This is a genomic window from Holophagales bacterium (assembly GCA_016719485.1).
Classification (GTDB): domain Bacteria; phylum Acidobacteriota; class Thermoanaerobaculia; order UBA5066; family UBA5066; genus UBA5066.
Window position 1 is genome coordinate 53015 of the sequence record JADJZB010000028.1, and the last position, 18537, is coordinate 71551.

Consider the following 18537-nt stretch of genomic DNA (forward strand, 5'->3'; position numbering starts at 1 on the left):
CGTCTGCTATGTTCCGCCCCCCATGATCGCCGTCTCGGACCTCGGAAAATCGTTCGGTGCCCAGACCCTCTTCGAGGGCGTCTCCATTCAGTTCAACCCCGGCAACCGCTACGGCCTCGTCGGAGCGAACGGCTCGGGGAAGTCGACTCTCCTGCGCATCCTGTCGGGCGAGGAAGCGGCCTCGTCGGGCATCGTGTCGATTCCGAAGAAGCTCAGGCTCGGCGTCCTGAAGCAGGACCACTTCCGCTACGAGGAGATGCCGATCCTCGACGTGGCGATGATGGGAAACCAGGAAGTCTGGGAGGCGATGGCCGAGAAGGAGCGCCTCCTGCACGCGGACTCCACGTTCGAGAGCGACCGCTACGCCCAGCTCGAGGACATCATCATGCGGTACCAGGGCTACTCGCTCGAGGCGCGGGCGGGAGAGATCCTGGAGGGCCTGGGAATCCCGACGGAGGTCCACCGGTCCCCTCTCTCGACCCTCTCGGGCGGGTTCAAGCTCCGCGTCCTCCTCGGGCAGGTCCTCGCGGCGGATCCGGGCGCGCTCCTCCTCGACGAGCCGACGAACCACCTCGACATCGTCTCGATCCGCTGGCTCGAGAAGTTCCTCGACGCCTACAAGGGCCTCGCGATCGTCATCTCGCACGACCTCCGCTTCCTCGACAACGTCTGCACCCACATCGCCGACGTCGACTACGAGACGGTGACGCTCTACACGGGGAACTACACCGCGTTCGAGGCCGCCAAGGAGGCGGAACGGGAGCGGAAGGAATCCGAGATCCAGAAGCGCGAGAAGCAGATCGCCGGGCACCAGGCCTTCATCGACCGCTTCCGGGCGAAGGCGACGAAGGCGCGGCAGGCGCAGAGCAAGATCAAGCTGATCGAGAAGATCGTCATCGACAAGCTGCCCGAGAGCTCCCGCCGGCACCCGCGATTCCGCTTCCGGCAGCGGCGGCCGAGCGGACGGACGGCCCTCGAGATCGACTCCGTCGGGAAGGCCTACGGCGACAACGTCGTCCTGAAGGACGTTTCTCTCAGGGTCGACCGTGGGGATCGCCTCGCGATCATCGGCCCGAACGGCATCGGCAAGTCGACGCTCCTGAAGATCGCGATGGACGAGCTCAAGCCGGACGCCGGGAAGGTCACGTGGGGCTACGAGGCCAGCCCCGGGTACTTCTCGCAGGACCACGGCGAGCTCCACGGCGCCGGCCGGCAGTCGGTCGAGGCCTGGCTCTGGGAGGCGGCCCCGGGCGAGCCCATCGGTTTCGTCCGGGGGCACCTGGGGCACGTTCTCTTCACGGGTGACGACGCGGACAAGCCTGTCCGGGCCCTGTCGGGGGGGGAGAGCGCCCGGCTCGTCTTCGCCCGCCTCTCCGTCGTCGGCCCCAACGTGCTGGTTCTCGACGAGCCGACGAACCACCTCGACATCGAGGCGATCGAAGCCCTCGTCACGGCGCTGAACGAGTACGACGGGACGCTGATTTTCGTCTCCCACGACCGCTGGTTCGTCTCCCGCCTCGCCAACCGGATCCTCGAGATCTCCCCGAAGGGGCTCAACGACTTCCGCGGGACCTACGACGAGTACCTCGAGCGCTGCGGAGACGATCACCTCGACGCGGACGCCGTCCTGCTCAACGTCCGCAAGGCCAGGAAGAGCCAGGAGACCCGGAAGAAGGAGCCCGAGCCGAAGCGGCAGAACCGGGTGAAGGCGCTCGAAAAGAAGCGCGACGAGCTGACCCGGCTGATCGAGTCGGCGGAGACGCGCGTCCACGACATCAGCGAGCGATTCCTCGACCCGGCCCTCTTCGGGAAGGGCGCCCAGGCGGAGGCCCGCAGGCTCGAAGAGGAGCAGAAGCAGCTGAAGCTCAGGATCGAGAGCCTGATGACCGAGTGGGAGCAGGTCGAGAGAGAGATCGAGGCTTCGGGTCCCGGCTCGTAGTAATGCCTCAGCTCCGGTAGTCGGCGTTCTCCGACACGTACTCGTGCCCGAGGTCTGCGGCGAAGAGACGCGCCCTCGCGCTCCCGACCCCGAGGTGAGCGACGAGGGGGACGCGCTCCCGCGCGAACTCCTTCGCCGCCGCAGCCTCGCTGTAGGCCGTCGGGGCGCCGTCCTTCACGAGGACGACGCGGCCCGCTTTCAGAGACACGTTCCGCGTCGAGACCCGGGCCCCGCTCCTGCCGATGGCCGCGAGGATCCGGCCCCAGTTCGGGTCGCCGCCGTAGAGCGCCGTCTTCACGAGCGGCGACGTCGCCACGGCGTGCGCAGCGAGTCTGGCCTCCCGTACCGTCGCCGCCCCCTCGATCGTGATCTCCATGACCCTCTTCGCGCCTTCGCCGTCCCTCACGATCCTCCAGGCGAGGTCGCCGCAGACCTTCACGAGGGCGGCGCGGAAGGCCGCGGCATCGCCCATCGTCTTCATCTCCAGACCGCCGGCCTTCCCCGACGAGAGGAGGAGGACGGTGTCGTTCGTCGACGTGTCGCCGTCGACCGATATCGCGTTGAAGGTCCCGTCGACCGCTTCCTTCAGGGCGGCGGCGAGGAGGGCAGGCGTGGCGGGAGCGTCCGTCGTGACGAACGCGAGCATCGTCGCCATGTTCGGGTGGATCATCCCGGCGCCCTTGGCGACGCCCACGACGCGCGCGCGCCGTCCCTGCCAGGCGAAGGTCGCCTGCGCGACCTTCGGCGCGGCGTCGGTCGTCAGGATCGCCCGCGAGACCGCTTCGAGGCCGCCGGCGGAGAGCCTGGCGAACGCATCGGGGAGGAAAACCCGGACCTTCTCGTCGGGGAGGACGACACCGATGACACCCGTCGAGGCGACGAAGACCTCTTCACGGGCGCAGCCGGCGAGCTGGGCGGCTCTCTCCTGAACCCGCTTCGCGGCTTCGGTCCCGGCGGCCCCGGTGACGGCGTTGGCGCAGCCCGCATTGACGACGACGGCTTTCACGCGGCCGCGGCTCTTCTTCAGCGCCGCGCGGGAGAGGGTGACCGGGGCCGCCTGGAAGAGGTTCTTCGTGAAGACCGCCGCGGCATTGGCTCCGTCGGGTGCGACGAGCAGCGCCACGTCGAGCCCCGGCTTCTTGCGTAGGCCGGCCTGCACGGCCGCGCCGAGGAAGCCATCGGGAAGCTTCATGCCCTGCTCCTCGCGGCGTTGGCGGAAGGCGTAGCGGCCCTGCTCGCGGCCGCGATCCGCGCTGCGGCCCTCTTCGCCGCCTGCCCCACGCGCTTCGGGGACGTTCCCCCGACGGCCGCGCGGCGCGCGAGGGCTCTGGCGAGATCGACCGAGGCGAGATCGGACTTCGTGATTCCGTCGCCCGGCGGAAGCTCGGCGAGCCCCTTTCCCGTCTCCTCCGCGCGGGCGAAACGGCGCCCGACGATCTCGTGAGCCTCCCGGAACGGCACGCCCCGGCGCGCGAGCGCGTCGGCGAGCTCCGTCGCCAGGAGCCGGTCGTCCCCGGCCGCGGCCTTCATCCGTTCGGGCTTCAGCCGGAGGCCCCTCACCAGCGCGGTGAGCGCCGGCAGGGCCGCCTCCAGGACGGCGCGAGTCCGGAAGAGCGGCTCCTTGTCGAGCTGGAGATCCTTGTCGTAGGCGAGAGGAAGCCCCTTGAGCAGCGCGAGAAGACCGGTCAGCTCTCCGATCGCGCGCCCCGCGTGGCCGCGCACGAGCTCGAGGAGGTCGGGGTTCTTCTTCTGGGGCATCCGCGAGGAGCCTGTCGCCAGCGCGTCCGGCAGCTCGGCGAAGCCCGCCTCGTCCGACGTGAAGAAGATCAGGTCCTCGGCCATCCGGGAGAGGTGCGCGAAGTGGAGCGACGCGGCGAAGAGGTACTCGGCCGCCGCGTCGCGGTCGGAGACGCCGTCGAGGGAGTTCGCCGTGGCGCGGTCGAAGCCGAGGCTCCTGGCGAGCCGTTCCCGGTCTACGGCCAGGGGCGTACCCGACAGGGCGCCCGAGCCGAGGGGGCACTCGTTCGCTCGGCGCCGTGCCGCGCGGATGCGGTCGGCGTCGCGCAGGAGCATCTCGGCGTACGCGAGGCTCCAGTGGCCGAACGTGACCGGCTCGGCGCGCTTGAGGTGCGTGTACCCCGGCATCGGCGTCGCGGCCTCGGCGGCGCCCCGCTCGGCGAGCGCGCCGGCGAGCTCGAGGACCGCCGCGTGAAACGCGTCGAACGCGTTCCGGAGCCAGAGCTTCAGGTCGGTCGCGACCTGGTCGTTGCGCGAGCGGCCGGTGTGGAGCTTGCCCGCGAGCGGGCCGATCCGCTTGCCCAGCTCCGCCTCGACCCAGGAGTGGACATCCTCGGCGTCGGCGTCCCGCCCCTCGCCCGCATCCCAGGCGCCTTTCACCTCGCGCAGGCCCTTCACGATCTTCCGCGCCTCCGGGGCGGTCAGGACTCCGCACCGCCCGAGCTCCTCGGCCCAGGCGATCGAGCCCTGGACGTCCTCGGCGAGGAGCGCGCGGTCGAACGACCACGAGTCGTTGAACCGGCGAAGGACCTCCGCCGGTCCCGCGGCGAACCGCCCGCCCCAGAGGTCGCGGCGCCCGCTCATCCCCAGGGCTCGAGCCGGAGCTTCTCACCCGCCTTCACCGCTTCGTCCGACGGCGGGACGAGGCGCTTGCGGCCCCGCGTCGGGAGGCCGAAGAGGCGGATGAAGCCGGTGGCGTCGTGCGAGGTGTAGCCGGTCATGTTGAACGAAGCGAGGTTCGCCGAGTAGAGCGAGTGCTCCGACGTGCGGCCGACGACCATCGCCGAGCCCTTGAAGAGCCTCAGCCGGACGTGGCCCGTGCAGGTCTCCGTCACCTTCTCGACGAACGCTTCGAGCGCCTCGCGGAGCGGGCTGAACCACTGCCCGTAGTAGACGAGCTCGGCGTAGCGGAGGGCGAGGCGTTCCTTCTCGTGCATCGCGTCGCGGTCGAGGGTGAGCGTCTCGAGGGCGCGGAGCGCCTGGACGAGGAGAGTCCCGCCGGGCGTCTCGTAGACGCCGCGGGACTTGATGCCGACGAGGCGGTTCTCGACGATGTCGACGCGGCCGACGCCGTGGCGGGCCGCGATCTCGTTGAGCGTCGTCAGGAGCTCGGCCGCCGGGAGGAGCTTTCCGTTCACCTCGACCGGGAAGCCCCCGTCGAAGCCGATCTTCACGTACTCGGGCTCGTCGGGCGCCGTCCGCGGGTCGACGGTCAGCTTGAACATCGACTCCTCGGGCTCGAACGCCGGGTCCTCGAGCGGCCCCCCCTCGTGCGAGATGTGCCAGAGGTTCCGGTCTCGGGAGTAGGGCTCCTTCTTCGTCACGGGCACCGGGATGTTCCGCTCGGCGGCGTAGTCGATCGCCTCCTCGCGCGAGGTGATCGACCACTCGCGCCACGGGGCGATGATCGTCAGCTCCGGCGCCAGCGACTGGTAGGCGAGCTCGAAGCGGACCTGGTCGTTCCCCTTCCCCGTGCAGCCGTGGGAGAGGGCGTCGCACCCGGTCTGCAGGGCGATCTCGACCTGCTTCTTGGCGATGAGGGGCCGCGCCGTCGACGTGCCGAGGAGGTACTCGTGCTCGTAGACGGCCCCGGCGCGCAGGACGCGCCAGAGGTACTCCGTCGCGAACTCCTCCCGCGCGTCGATCAGGTGGAAGTCGCACGCGCCGGTGGCCAGCGCCTTTTCCTTGAGGCCCGCGGTCTCCTCGGCCTGGCCGACGTCGACGGCCACCGCCACGACCTCGCAGCCGTAGTTCTCCTTGAGCCAGGGAATGATGATCGACGTGTCGAGGCCTCCCGAGTAGGCGAGAGCGGCCTTGCGGACCTTCGGCGTGCTCATGCGGCACCTTCCTTCAGCGTTTCTTCGAGGGCGGTCAGGAAGGCCGAGAGGGCGGCCTTCGGGATGACGTAGGGAGGGAGGAGGCGGATGACCGTCTTGCGGGCCGTCCCGACGACGAAGCCCTTTTCGAGAAGCCTCTTCTGGACCGGCGCGGCTTCGCGGTCGAGCTCGATGCCCCGGATCAGCCCCGCGCCGCGAACGTCGACGACGGCCTTGTTGCGCCTCTTCAGCGCGGTGAGCTTCGTCCCGAACCAGTCGCCCGTCTCCGCCACCTTCGCGACGAGCCCTCCCTCGACGAGCTCGTCGAGGACGGCGAGTCCGAGCCGGCAGGCAACCGGGTTGCCTCCGAACGTCGTCCCGTGGTGGCCCGGCTTCACGAGCCCTTCCATTCGCGGCCCGGTCAGAACCGCTCCGAGGGGAAGCCCTCCGCCGAGCGGCTTGGCCATCGTCACGACGTCGGGGACGACGCCCGAAGCCTGGAAGGCGAAGAGGTGGCCGGTGCGTCCGAGGCCGCACTGGATCTCGTCGAAGACGAGGACGGCCCCCGTCGTGTCGGCGAGCTCGCGGGCCGTGCGGAGGAACTCGGTCGTGAGCGGAACGATTCCCCCTTCCCCCTGGATCGGCTCGAGGAAGACCGCCGACGTCGTGCCGTCGACCGCGGCCTTCAGCGCCTCCACGTCGTTCGGCGCGACGAACGCCACGCCCGGCAGGAGCGGCAGGAACGGCTCGCGGTACGCGGCGTTGCCGGTGATGGAAACGGCCCCGGCCGTCCGGCCGTGGAACGAGTTGTCGAGGGCGACCAGCCCCGAACGGCCCGGCGTGGCGAGCCTCGCGAACTTCATCGCCGCCTCGTTCGCCTCGGTCCCGCTGTTGCAGAAGAAGGCGCGCGACAGGCCCGACAGCGTCACGAGCCGCTCGGCCAGCTCGCCCTGCGCCGCCTGGTAGAAGAGGTTCGAGACGTGGAGAAGGTCCGTCGCCTCGGCGCGGAGCGTCTTCACGAGGCGCGGGTGGCGGTACCCGAGGGCATTGACCGCGATGCCGGCGAGGAGGTCCCAGTAGACCTTCCCGTCGACGTCGACGAGCTTGGCCCCGCGCCCGTCGCGGGGATGGAACTTCGTCCAGGCGTAGGTTCCGAGAAGATACGAGGCCGCGCGGGCCTCGACCGCCTGCGGGCTCTCGTCAGGCTGCCACAAGGTGAGTTCCTCCCTTCCCCTCGAGGAGGGCCGCGCGGTGCATCGACGGTCCCGCGATGACCACCTCCGACACACCTGCCTCCAGGGCCTCGACGGCAGCGCGGAGCTTCGGCTTCATCCCGCCCGTCACGGCGGGCGAGGCGAGGAGTGTCCGCGCCGCACGCGCGTCGATCCGGTCGATCACCGCGCCGTCGGCGCCCTTCACCCCTTCCACGTCGGTCAGGAAGACGAGCCTCTTCGCGCCGAGAGCGCCCGCGAGGGCCGAGGCGGCCGAGTCGGCGTTCACGTTCAGGAGCGTCCCCTCGCGCCCCAGTGCGACCGAAGCCACGAGGGGCAGGAACCCGGCGCCGAGGACTGCCGCGAGGAGCGTCGGGTCGCACCTCACGACGCGGCCGACGAATCCGAGGTCGACCCCCTCGATCGCCTCGTGGAACTCGGCCCAGAGCGTGTCTCCGTCCGCGCCCGAGAGCCCCGCGGCACGGATCCCCCGGCCCCTCAGCTCGGCGACGAGAGTCTTGTTCACGAGCCCCGAGAGGATCGAGACCACGACGTCGAGCGTCTCGGCGTCGGTGACGCGCAGGCCGCCCTGGACCTTCTTCGGGATGTCCAGCGCGGCGAGCATCGCGTCGATCCGCTTGCCGCCGCCGTGGACGACGATCGACCTCTTCCCCGAAGACCACGCCGTGGCGACCGCTTCGAGGGCGGCGTGGCGAAGGTCCCGGTTCTCGAGGAGGCTTCCCCCCAGCTTGACGACGTCCGTCACAGGAGACCCTCCGTCTCCGGCAGGCCGAAGACCCGGTTCAGATTCTGGACCGCCTGCGAGGCGGCCCCCTTGAGGAGGTTGTCGATGGCGGACACGACGACAGCCCGTCGGCCCCCGGGCAGGAGCTTCCAGCCCACGTGAGCCCGGGGCGTACCGACGACGTCCCGCAGCTCGGGGAGGCGCCCGGCCGGAAGAACCCTCACGAACGGCCGGCCGGCGTACGCCGCGGCGAACCGGTCCGCGATGAGGGCGTCGGAGACCAGCGCACGGAACGAGATGTGGATCGTCGAGAGGATTCCCCTCACGGCAGGGAGCAGGTGCGGAACGAACGTGAAGGCGGCTTCGGCCGGGAGGCCGAGTTCCTGGCGCATCTCGGGCTCGTGCCGGTGGGAGCCGACCGCGTAGGCTTTGTAGTTTCCCGACAGCTCGCAGAAGGAGTACGCCAGCTCGGCCTTCTTCCCGGCACCCGAGACGCCGCTCGCCGAGGTCACGAGGAGCGGCTGGTCCGGCGCGAGAAGGTCCGCGAACGGCCTTGTCGCCACGAGGACGGACGTCGGGTAGCAGCCCGGGTTGGCGACGAGCCGGGCGCCGGCGAGCTCCTGGCCGCACCACTCCGTGAGGCCGTAAACGGCCTCGCCGAGGAGTTCCGGTGCCGGATGCGCGAAGCCGTACCACGCCGGGTAGAGCGAGGGCGCCCGGAGGCGAAACGCTCCCGACACGTCGATCACGCGCACTCCTGCACTCAGCAGCTTCGGCGCCATCTCGGCCGAGACCTCGTTCGGCGTCGCAAGGATGGCGGCATCCGGCGCCCCGTCGAGGAGCGTGGTCTCGGCGTACGCGACGACGTCGGGGCCATCGAGGCCCGCGAGGTCGGGGTGCAGCTCACCGAAGGCCGCCCCCTTTCCGCCCGGGCTGCCGAAGAGACCGGTGAGGGCGACGCCCGGGTGGCGGGCCAGAAGGCGGACGGCTTCCGCGCCGGAGTACCCGGCGGCGCCTACGACGGAGACACGAATCACGCTCAACCTCTCATCTTCCGGATCGGCGTCCGGCCTTCAGGCGCCGCGTCGGCGCGGCGGGGCGGTGGGCCCGGAGGCGGAAAGGCGAGCGGCGAGCGCTCGCGCGGAGGCCGCGTCGTGAGCGGCCACGAAGACCGTGTCGTCCCCGGCGATCGAGCCGGCGGCCTCCGGCAGGCCGGCTTCGTCGAGAACCCTCGCCACAGGGTGCGCACCGGCCGGCGGCGTCTTCAGGACGACGAGCGTTCCCGCGACCCGAACGGAGAGGACCGAGTCCGCGAGGACCCGCTCGAGCCGCCCGAGCCGCCGCCGGGCGTCGTCCGCCGGATCGACCGCTCCCGGAAGGGCGTACCCCCGCGGCGTCTTCACGAGCCCGAGGTCGCGGACGTCGCGCGAGAGTGTCGGCTGGGTCGCCTCGAAGCCGCGCCGGGAAAGCAGCCGCTGCAGCTCCTCCTGGGAACGCACGGGCTCCTCCCGCAGGAGCTGGACGATCGCGTCGCGCCGCCGCAGGAGCGAGGCTTGCGGATGAGTATTCACGGCCGCGAGATATTATTCATTTTTCCTCCCCTGTCAATCGCCCGCCGTTCGTCGGCGCATCGGCGTCTCCGAGAGCCCTGGAACGGACACCTCCCCGCATGCCGGACGCACTCCTCCAACCACGGGCCGCCATGGACACGGTCTCAGCCGGCGCCGCCAACTGATGCCCCTGAATCATTGAACAGGCCCCTTCCGGTCCGAATAATCCGCGCGGGGGACATCGTGACCGACCGCGTTATGACTGAATCGTTTTCCCGGCTCCGTGCCGGGTTCGTCCTGCTCCTCGTCATCCTCGCGGCCTTCGCACTGGCGAACACCGCGGCCGCCAAGCCGCCGACCGACGACGACTGCCTCGCCTGCCACTCCGAGGCGATGGGCAAGGGGAAGAAAGCTCCCCAGAAGGCGCTCGCCGGCTCCATCCACGGCGAAGCAGGTCTCTCCTGCGTCGACTGCCACGCGGACCTCGCGAAGATCAAGGAGCTCCCTCACGCCGAGAAGCTGAAGGCCGTCTCCTGCTCGTCCTGCCACGACGGCATGGCCGAGAAGCACGTCTTCCACCCGATGATGGCCGCGGACCCCGAGGCGATCGCCTGCCAGGACTGCCACGGCGGGCACGACGTGGTGAAGGCGTCCGACCCGAAGTCGCCCGTGGCCGGGGCCGCCGTCCACAAGGTCTGCGCCACCTGCCACGACGCCGAGGTGAACCTCTACGAGGCGTCCGCCCACGGCGCCGCCTCGGCCGCGAAGGTCGCGGCTGCCCCCGACTGCCTCAACTGCCACCGGACCCGCCTCGTCACCGCGGCCGAGGGCGCCCCGGCCGCCACGGCGAAGCAGGCCCAGGAAAAGCTCTGCCTCTCCTGCCACCTCGACAGCGCGGACGTCCGCGCCCGCGTCGCCCCGAGCGCCGGCTTCATCGCGAAGTACGAGCAGAGCGTGCACGGGCGCGCCCTCCTCGCAGGAAACGAGAAGGCCGCGAACTGCGTCGACTGCCACGGCGCCCACACCGTCCGTAAGAAGACGGCGGCCGGGACCGGGCCGACCCCCCTCGACATCGAGAAGATCTGCGGGCGCTGCCACACGGAGATCGACAAGGTCTTCGCGAAGAGCGCCCACGGGAAGGCGCTCGCCAGGGGCGTCCGCGAGGCGCCGACCTGCACGACCTGCCACGGCGAGCACGGCATCCTGAAGGCCGACGACCCGAACTCCCCCGTCGCCGCCGCGAACGTCTCGCAGAAGGTCTGCACCCCCTGCCACTCCTCGCTCCGCCTCTCCGAGAAGTACGGCATCGAGAGCGACCGCTTCCAGACGTTCGAGGAGAGCTTCCACGGCCTCGCGGTCAGGGGCGGCCAGGTCGACGTCGCGAACTGCGCGAGCTGCCACGGCTCCCACGACATCCTCCCCTCCTCCGACCCCGCCTCGAAGGTGAGCAAGGAGAACCTCGTCAAGACCTGCGGCGAGTGCCACCCCGGCGCCGGCGCGCGATTCGCCCAGGGGAAGATCCACGTCGACGCCTCTTCGAAGACGGAGGAGCCGGTCCTCTGGTGGATCGGCTTCATCTACGCGGGCCTGATCGTCGGCACGATCGGGGGCATGTTCGGCCACAACCTCCTCGACTTCGTCAAGAAAGCCCGCCACCAGCACCACGTCCGCCACGGACTGGTCGAGGTCGAGCCCGCGCCGCACCGGCTCTACCTCCGCATGACGCTCGAGGAGCGCCTCCAGCACGGGGCGCTGGCCCTGAGCTTCATCGTCCTCGTCATCACGGGCTTCCAGCTCCGCTTTCCCGACTCGTGGTGGGTCACCGCGCTCCGGGACGTCGGCGGCGACGCCGTCAACTACCGGAGCCTCGTCCACCGGATCGCCGCGGTCGTCATGACGCTGGCGTCGATCTACCACCTCTACTACGTCATCTTCACGGCGCGCGGCCGCCAGCTCGTCAAGGACCTCTGGTTCAAGCTGAAGGACGCCCGCGACCTCTTCGACATGCTCCGGTACAACCTCGGCCTCACTCCCGTGAAACCGAAGCTCGACCGCTTCAGCTACATCGAGAAGGCCGAGTACTGGGCCCTGATCTGGGGCACCCTCGTCATGGCCGGCACCGGCGCGGCCATGTGGCTCGACAACAGCTTCATGAACCTCTTCGGCAAGCTCGGCTACGACGTCGCCCGGTCGATCCACTACTACGAGGCGATCCTCGCGACCCTGGCGATCATCGTCTGGCACTTCTATTTCGTGATGTTCAACCCCGACTCCTACCCGATGAACACCGCCTGGTTCACGGGCAAGCTCTCCCACCGCGAGATGGAGGAGGAGCATCCCCTCGAGCTCGAGCGGATCCTCGAGGAGGAGGAGAAGGAGCGCGCGAAGGCCGAGATGGCCGCCGAGGAGAAGGACAAGGCCTGATCCCGGCTGCAGTCGCACCTCGAAGGGCCCGGTCCTCGCGGACCGGGCCCTTTTCATCTATGCCCGGAGGACCGGGGAGACCGGAGAGACCGAGGGCGTCGTCAATCCATCTCACCGTGCCACACGAGTCGCGGTCGGGAGGGGTGCCCCACGGCGACTTCTGCGCGCGCGCGACCCGCAACGGCCCCGCTGCGCGGGCCGCCGGGGCGAGCGCAAACTCCTCGCTTCGCTCGTCGGACACGTGCGCCCGCCTGATCCGGCGGCCTGCTCGCAGTGCCGTGCGGGGGCCCGCGCGTGCTCGAACGTCGCTCGCGGGACACCCCTCCCGCCCACTCAGACCCTCGTTTCGAAAGCCCTCTGCCGGGTCAGGTCTCGTCTCGCTGCCATTCGGTCAGGCGGGCCGCCGAGAACGGCTCCCCATCGATTGCTGAAGCTCGCCGGCCGCGGGCGGAGCGGTGCGTCTCGCGAGCCGCCCCTGAGCACGGCCGGGGACCCGCTCGAGTTCGCGAGGATCGGGCGGGGATGAAGCCCGCGCGCGTGTTTGACGAGCGAAGCGAGGAGTTCGCGCGGGCGCCCCGCCCGGCCGCAGCGAGCTCGGAAGCGGGTCGGCCGCGCGCAACAGGCGGCCGTGAGACGTACCGGCCCGCCCGCGGCCCCCTGCCGAAACGACGTGACGTAGAAGCTAGGCCTTCCTCGTCCCTTCGCCCCCTCGTCCACTCGTCCCTCAGGTGCTCCGGCCCCCCCCAGAACGGCAGCCGCCCCGGGGCAGGGGCCCTGGGGCGGCAGGAGACGCTGGAAAAGAGAGGGTATCTACTTATACGAGAAGAGCATCGCGTAGATGATCCAGAGCACCGTCAGGAAGCCGATCGTGAGGGCAGCCCACCCGAACGCCTTGACCGCCTTGAGGACCACGGGCTGGTAGGGCTCCCCGAGGTTCTCCTCGAGCTTCCCGCTCGCCACGAGCGCCTCGTACTCGGCCGGCTTGTCGCGCTTGAGCTCGTCGACCGACATCCGCCCCGTGAAGACGACGATGTCCATCGGGAACTTCTCGGGTCTCAGGTGCGTGTTGAAGAAGTGGATCGTGAAGATGAACCCGACGGCCAGGAGCGCCTCGTCGCTGTGGATGATCGTCGCGACGTTGAGGAGCCACCCGGGGAGGATCCTGGTGAACTGCTCCGAGAACCAGAGGAGCAGGCCCGTCGAGCCGATGATGAAAACGCCCCAGAAGACGGCGAAGTAGTCGAACTTCTCCCAGTAGGTCCAGCGGCCGTACTGCGGCCTCGGGCCGAGGCCGAGGAACCACTTGACGGTCCCCACGACGTCCCGGGCGTCCTTCATCGTCGGCAGCATCGTGCTCGGGCCCGTCAGCATCTGCTTCCAGGTCTTGCCCTCGCGCGACTTCCTCCGGAACACGTCGACGATGTGCGTGACGAAGATCGCAAACATCAGGACTGCGGCGGCCCTGTGGAGGAAGCCGGCCCCCTCGAACCCGCCGAACGCCTTCGCGAGCGTCCGGGCCCAGGCCGTGAACGAGAACTTGAGCGTCAGCCCGGTCAGGGCGAGGGTGATGAAGCTGACGATGAGCGAGATGTGCATCGTCCGCTCGAGGCGCGTGAACCGGACGTACTGGAGCTCCTTCTCGCCGGTCGCCCCGTGCGCCGCCTCCTCGGCCTTCAGCTCCTTGCGCATCTTCAGGGCGCGCGGAAGCCAGAGGAGGGTGTGAAGGCCGCTGATCGTGAACGTCCCGACGAGGAGCGCCGTCATCCCCCAGAAGGTGAAGAAGAGGATCGGGTACTTCTTCTTGTCGTGGTGCGTCGCGTGGGAGAGGTAGCCCGCGAACCGGCGCGTCGCGCCGGGGTGACACTGCTGGCAGGTGGCGACGACGTTCTCGCGGGAGAGGTGGGACGCCGGGTTCGACGGCGGGAGGATGTCGTGCGCGCCGTGACAGTCGTTGCACTTGGCGGTCTTGGCGTAGCCGAGCTGCGAGACCTTCCCGTGGAACGTGTCGAAGTAGGTCTCGGTGACCTCCTTGTGGCACTTGCCACAGGAGGTCATGACGTCGAGCTTGAAGCCCACCTGGTCCGTCCGGCGGATCGTGTGCGCGGAGTGGCAGTCCTCGCAGACGGGGAGCCTCTCCTTCGACTTCGAGACGAGCTTGGAGTGGATGCTCTTCTGGAACTTCTCCTCGACTCCGTGGTGGCAGCGGCCGCACGTCTCGGGCTGCCGGAGCGCGTTCACGGACGACTCGGGGTCCTTCGCCGGCAGGACGCTGTGCGCCGTGTGGCAGGACGTGCACGTGGCGCTCACGACGAGACCGCTCTCGAGGAGCCCCTTCCCGTGGATCGACTCCGTGAAGTTCTCGATGATCTGGTGCTGCTCGCCCGTGTAGCGGCGCGCGGCCTTCTGGCCCTCCCGGTGACAGGTCGCGCAGAGCTTCGGGACGTTCCTGGCGAAGGTCGGCGAGAGGGGATCCGTCCGCCCCTTCACGCCGTGCGTCCCGTGGCATTCCGCGCAGGGCGGCCCGTTCGCGTCACCCCGGAGAACGAGCTTCCCGTGCGTGCTCTTGGCGTACTGCGTGACGACCTCGGCGTGGCACGAGCCGCAGTTCACCTTCGCCGTGATCGTGGCGCAGGGCCGATCGAGCGAGGGCTTGACCTCGGCGTGGCACTGCGAGCAGCGCGTCTTCTGGTGCCTGGACCCGACGAGCTCCGCGCCGTCGACGAACATCGACCGGCCGTCCTTCGCCTTCAGGTCCCTGTTGCCGTGGCACTTCTGGCATTCCTGGTCGGCGAGACCCGCGTCGTAGAAGACCTTCCTCACCTTGTGCGGCTGGTGGCAGTCGACGCAGGCCGGGAGGACGTTCGCCTCCTTCTCCCAGAGCTCGCCCTTGATGATCTTCTGGTGGACGCCCTCGATGTTCGAATGGCACGCCGCGCAGGTCTTCGCGATGTTCTTGCGCGCGATCGAGGAGCGCGGGTCGGTATGCGGGAGGGTGAAGTGCGGCGTGTGGCACGACACGCACGTCGCCGAGACCGTCAGGCCCTTCTTCAGGAGCCCCTCGCCGTGGATCGACTCGGTGTAGTTCTCCAGGATCCGGTCCTGGGGGATGTCGTGCTGGAGCTGGACCGCCGTCCCTTCCCGGTGGCACTTCCCGCAGAGGAACGGGACCTTCTGGGGGAGCACCGGCGACTTCGGGTCCTTCACCTTCACGACGTCGTGCCCGCCGTGGCACGTCCAGCACCGGGGCGCCGTGGCGTCGCCCTTCTTGACCGCCTTGCCGTGGAGACTCTCCGCGTACTGCTGGACGACCTCGCCGTGGCAGGCGTCGCACGTCGGCGCAGCGAGCTTCTCCTCGTGCGGGAGCTCCTTGCCGGACAGATCGGAGTGGCAGCCGACGCAGGGAGCGTCGGCGTGGACCGATCGCGTCAGTCTCTTCTCGTCCACGAAGAGCGAGATGGTCCGGCTTCCCCGCTGCTTCGTGAGCGTCTTGTCGGAGTGGCACTCGAGACAGTCCGCGTTCTCCTGCGCCCCGGCGGCCCGGGTCAGTGCGAGGAGGAGGAAGAGGGCGAGCGGAACCAGCCGCGACGTACGGTGCGGGCGGTCGGGACGCGGGTCAGCCAAGGTCACCTCCGTCACGGGCGGCGATGATACGGGCCGCTCACGGTCCGGAACATCAGCCGAACGCACCAGCTCGCCTCGATTGGTTTCCCCCTCCTGATGCAAATGCATCAGGAGGCTCATCAAGATGACCTGGCCCGGGGAGGCTCCTTCGCCCCCGCGGCCACGCCGGGGCTCACTTCAGTCCGAGCTGCGTCAGGATCTCCGGGTTCTCCTCGTCCATCGCGAGCACCTGGTGGCACGCCTCGCAGTCGGCCGAGATGGACTTTCCGTCCTTCGATTCGTGGTTTCCCCCGTGGCAACGGAAGCAGCCCGGGAAGTCCTCGTGGCCGATGTTGTTCGGGTGGTAGCCCCAGTCGAGCTTCATGTTCGGGAAGACGTTCCTCAGGTAGACCGCCTGGACCGCCTTCACGGAGGCCTCGATCTCGGCCTTCTTCGAAGAGGCCAGGTCCGGGTAGCTGGACGCGTAGAAGGCCGTGAGGCCGTCGGCGATCGCCTTCGTCGCCTCCTCCTGGCTCGCGTACTTCACCTTGAGCAGCTCGAGCGCCTTCTTCTTGACGAACGGCAGGTCGCGGCTGATGGCGCCCGCCGTGATCTCGCGGTCGAGGCCCCGGTGGGGCAGCTCGAACGCGTGCGTCGGCCGGTTGTGGCAGTCGACGCAGTCCATCGACCGCGTCTCGCCCTTCGCGAGAGCCTCGGCCGTCGGCTTGACCTCCGTGCTCGCGTAGTCGACCGTCTGCCCGGCGTCGTCGCGATAGCTCACGGTCGCGATCTGCTGGCGCCTTTCGTCGAGGGCCGTGTAGCTGATCCGCGATCCGGAATCGAGGTGCCGGCCGTGGATGCCGACGCTCCCCTGGGCGTTCGACCCGCCGACGTGCATCACCAGCACCGTCGTCAGCTGCGTGTTCTTCTCGTCCTCCGCGTACTTCTTCCTGATGAGGACGCGGTCCCCCGTGAAGCGCTGCGGCCAGTGGCATTGCTCGCAGGTTTCCCGGGCGGGACGAAGATGGTGAACCGGGGAGGGAATCGGCGTGGAGTAGGTCTTCAGCGCGACCGCGATGACCTGGCGCGTCCCCGAGAGCTTCGACTTCACGAACCACCCGGCCCCCGCGCCGATGTGGCATTCGACGCAGCCGATACGCGAGTGCGGCGAGCCCTTGTAGGCGGCCAGCTCGGGCGCCATGACCGTGTGGCACGCCTCCCCGCAGAACCCGACGGAGTCCATGACCTCGAGACCCTTGTAGGAGGCGAACCCGACGAGCGTGGCATTCGCCAGGGTCGCGATCGCGACGAACGAGAGCACCCTCCGGAACTTCGGGGAGGCGAGGTCGATCGGCGGAGGCGGCTCGTTCTGGAGTCCGGCCTTGCGGTCGCTGCGGCGCTGGAGGATGAAGCCGGCCGGTATCAGGAGCAGGCCCGCGACGAACACGGCCGGCAGGATGAGGAACAGGACGATTCCCGAGTACGGGTGCTCCTGCCCCCCCCGCAGGATCTCCATGATCCAGAGGAAGACCATCGAGATACCGGTGGCGGTCGTGACGACGACGCCGGCCTGGCTGAGGCGGTTCTGCCCGAGGACCCTGAAGATGGTGCGCCCCCAAAGGGCGGTACGTTCGCGAGCAGTGGGCATGATCGGGGCTCCCTCCACCCCGTAGTTTCACATGGGGCGCGGGGCCTGTCGCCGGCCGGTGGAGCACCTCTTGACGCACCGCATCGAAAAGCGGACATTGATGGAGGGGGAACGCTCCCCTCCGGGCTGGGCTCTCGCGGCCGGGAGGGCTCGCCTCGGGGGGATGCGGGAGGTGGCGCGGTGAAGAATGGCGAGCAGGGCCCCCGGGCGGGGCAGCCGGTCCGGAAGAGGATCCTGTACTTCGCGCCGAGCCGGACTCACTCCGAGAGCCTCTTCGGCGTGCTCGGGTCGGTGCCGGGCACGGTCCGGTCCCGCGAGAACGGCGAAACGGCCTTTCGCCGGAACGACGTCACCCTCCGCTTCGTCCTCAGGCAGGACGCCGTCGAGGCGCACGAGGCCCTGCACCACGGCTACTACAACGCCGTCGTCCTCGACCTGAGGACGATGTCCGGGCCTTCCGCCCGCCTCGAGGATCACTTCGAGAAGACGATGCGGCTGCTCGACCTGATGGACGCCGAGCACGACGTCGAGCTCCGCTACGGCTTCCACCGCATCCTCGCCCTGATCTCGGGACGGGACTCGGCCCGGGTGGACGATCTCATTCGCCGCCTCGGCAGTCGCGGTATCGGCCACGTGCTTCGGGACCCCTCGGTCTGCTACCTCGATCCCGGCTGCTCCCGCCTCCCGGCTCCGGCCGACTTCGGAAAGCTCGTGGCCGACGAGCTCGTCCGGATGACGACGGTCGGCAAGAAGGGGTCCCGGGCGTTGTGCGCCTCCGGCGGAGGCATCACGGGCCTCTACTTCGAGATGGGCGCGCTGAAGTGCCTGTCCGACTGCCTGCCCCCCGGCGCCATGAACGCGTTCGACCTCTACTTCGGGATCAGCGCCGGGGCCGTCCTCGCCGGAATCCTCGCCAACGGCTATTCGATGGACGAGTTCATGGCCGCGATCGCGGGCCACCCGTGCGAGAGGGTACCGAACGTCGACCTCTCGCTCCTGAGGGTCGCTCACGTCAATCTCGCGAGCCTGGCCATGCCCTTCGAGAACGCTCTGAGGGGCCTCGCCACGACGATCCGGGACGTCCTCGGAGGGAAAGGCAACCCCTCCTTCTCGTCGCTCTTCCTCGACTACAGCGACCTTCTCGCGGCCCCGTTCCAGGCCGACGGCTACGAGAAGATGCTGCGCTACATGTTCACGCGACCCGGGGCGACGAACGATTTCCGGAAGCTGCACCGACGCCTCTTCATCGGCGCGACCGACCAGGACGCCCGCGAGCACGTCCTCTTCGGCGAGCCCGGGTTCGACAGCGTGCCCGTGAGCCGGGCCATCCAGGCCTCGCTCAGCATCAACCCGGCGTTCGCCTCGACGAAGATCGGCGAGCGGTACTACGTCGACGGGGCGGTGACGAGGACCTCCAACTTCACCGAGGCGATCCGCAAGGGGCCGACCTGATCATCGTCCTGGATCCGCTCGCCCCCTATGTTTCGAAGGGAGTCGCCGGCTTCGCCAGCCGCCGCGGACTCCTCTACAACGCCGACCAGGACATACGGACGGCGTCCTACACCCGCTTCGAGACGACTCGCCACT

General features: G+C 69.4%; 12 protein-coding genes. 3 read left to right on the forward strand and 9 right to left on the reverse strand.

Annotated features, from left to right (window positions below; all coding sequences use genetic code 11):
- Window positions 1–22 precede the first annotated feature (22 nt).
- Window positions 23–1939: an ATP-binding cassette domain-containing protein gene (locus IPN03_19070; protein MBK9375757.1), complete on the forward strand. Its 1917-nt coding sequence runs from the start codon at window positions 23–25 to the stop codon at window positions 1937–1939.
- A gap of 7 nt (window positions 1940–1946) precedes the next feature.
- Here the strand turns inward: IPN03_19070 and argJ are convergent, their stop codons facing one another.
- Genes argJ through IPN03_19105 form a run of 7 tightly spaced genes read right to left on the reverse strand, consistent with a single transcriptional unit; the run spans window position 1947 to window position 9299 of the window.
- Complete coding sequence (gene argJ / locus IPN03_19075) at window positions 1947–3131, reverse strand: bifunctional glutamate N-acetyltransferase/amino-acid acetyltransferase ArgJ (GenBank protein ID MBK9375758.1); 1185 nt, start codon at window positions 3129–3131, stop codon at window positions 1947–1949.
- Window positions 3128–4540, reverse strand: coding sequence for an argininosuccinate lyase (gene argH, locus IPN03_19080; GenBank protein MBK9375759.1), 1413 nt, complete (start codon window positions 4538–4540; stop codon window positions 3128–3130). The genes argJ and argH overlap by 4 nt, the downstream gene beginning before the upstream one ends.
- Window positions 4537–5793 carry an argininosuccinate synthase gene (locus tag IPN03_19085; GenBank protein ID MBK9375760.1) on the reverse strand — a complete coding sequence of 419 codons (1257 nt, stop codon included), beginning with the start codon at window positions 5791–5793 and terminating at the stop codon, window positions 4537–4539. The genes argH and IPN03_19085 overlap by 4 nt, the downstream gene beginning before the upstream one ends.
- On the reverse strand, window positions 5790–6986 hold the full coding sequence (locus IPN03_19090; GenBank protein MBK9375761.1) for an acetylornithine/succinylornithine family transaminase: 1197 nt from the start codon (window positions 6984–6986) through the stop codon (window positions 5790–5792). The genes IPN03_19085 and IPN03_19090 overlap by 4 nt, the downstream gene beginning before the upstream one ends.
- Window positions 6973–7749, reverse strand: a complete 777-nt coding sequence (gene argB / locus IPN03_19095; protein MBK9375762.1) for an acetylglutamate kinase — start codon at window positions 7747–7749, stop codon at window positions 6973–6975. Before argB ends, IPN03_19090 begins: the two co-directional genes overlap by 14 nt.
- Window positions 7746–8771, reverse strand: coding sequence for an N-acetyl-gamma-glutamyl-phosphate reductase (argC, locus tag IPN03_19100; GenBank protein MBK9375763.1), 1026 nt, complete (start codon window positions 8769–8771; stop codon window positions 7746–7748). Before argC ends, argB begins: the two co-directional genes overlap by 4 nt.
- Window positions 8772–8801: 30 nt before the next feature.
- Entirely contained in the window at window positions 8802–9299 is a 498-nt protein-coding gene (locus IPN03_19105) for a hypothetical protein (protein ID MBK9375764.1), read from the reverse strand.
- A gap of 222 nt (window positions 9300–9521) precedes the next feature.
- Here IPN03_19105 and IPN03_19110 point away from each other — a divergent pair, with 222 nt between their 5' ends.
- Window positions 9522–11702, forward strand: coding sequence for a cytochrome c3 family protein (locus IPN03_19110; GenBank protein ID MBK9375765.1), 2181 nt, complete (start codon window positions 9522–9524; stop codon window positions 11700–11702).
- Window positions 11703–12512: 810 nt separating this feature from the next.
- Here the strand turns inward: IPN03_19110 and IPN03_19115 are convergent.
- Together IPN03_19115 and IPN03_19120 are read right to left on the reverse strand one after the other, a co-directional pair.
- Window positions 12513–15323: a cytochrome b/b6 domain-containing protein gene (locus tag IPN03_19115; GenBank protein ID MBK9375766.1), complete on the reverse strand. Its 2811-nt coding sequence runs from the start codon at window positions 15321–15323 to the stop codon at window positions 12513–12515.
- Window positions 15324–15495: 172 nt separating this feature from the next.
- Complete coding sequence (locus IPN03_19120) at window positions 15496–16950, reverse strand: NapC/NirT family cytochrome c (protein ID MBK9375767.1); 1455 nt, start codon at window positions 16948–16950, stop codon at window positions 15496–15498.
- A 180-nt stretch (window positions 16951–17130) separates the two neighbouring features.
- Here IPN03_19120 and IPN03_19125 point away from each other — a divergent pair, with 180 nt between their 5' ends.
- Entirely contained in the window at window positions 17131–18402 is a 1272-nt protein-coding gene (locus IPN03_19125) for a patatin-like phospholipase family protein (GenBank protein MBK9375768.1), read from the forward strand.
- Window positions 18403–18537: the final 135 nt, after the last annotated feature.

Excerpts from the sequence above, each read along its gene's own strand:
- argH (MBK9375759.1), bottom strand. The coding sequence starts at position 4,540 with ATGAGCGGGCGCCGCGACCTCTGGGGCGGGCGGTTCGCCGCGGGACCG.
- argJ (MBK9375758.1), bottom strand. The coding sequence starts at position 3,131 with ATGAAGCTTCCCGATGGCTTCCTCGGCGCGGCCGTGCAGGCCGGCCTA.
- IPN03_19120 (MBK9375767.1), bottom strand. The coding sequence starts at position 16,950 with ATGCCCACTGCTCGCGAACGTACCGCCCTTTGGGGGCGCACCATCTTC.
- IPN03_19085 (MBK9375760.1), bottom strand. The coding sequence starts at position 5,793 with ATGAGCACGCCGAAGGTCCGCAAGGCCGCTCTCGCCTACTCGGGAGGC.
- IPN03_19070 (MBK9375757.1), top strand. The coding sequence starts at position 23 with ATGATCGCCGTCTCGGACCTCGGAAAATCGTTCGGTGCCCAGACCCTC.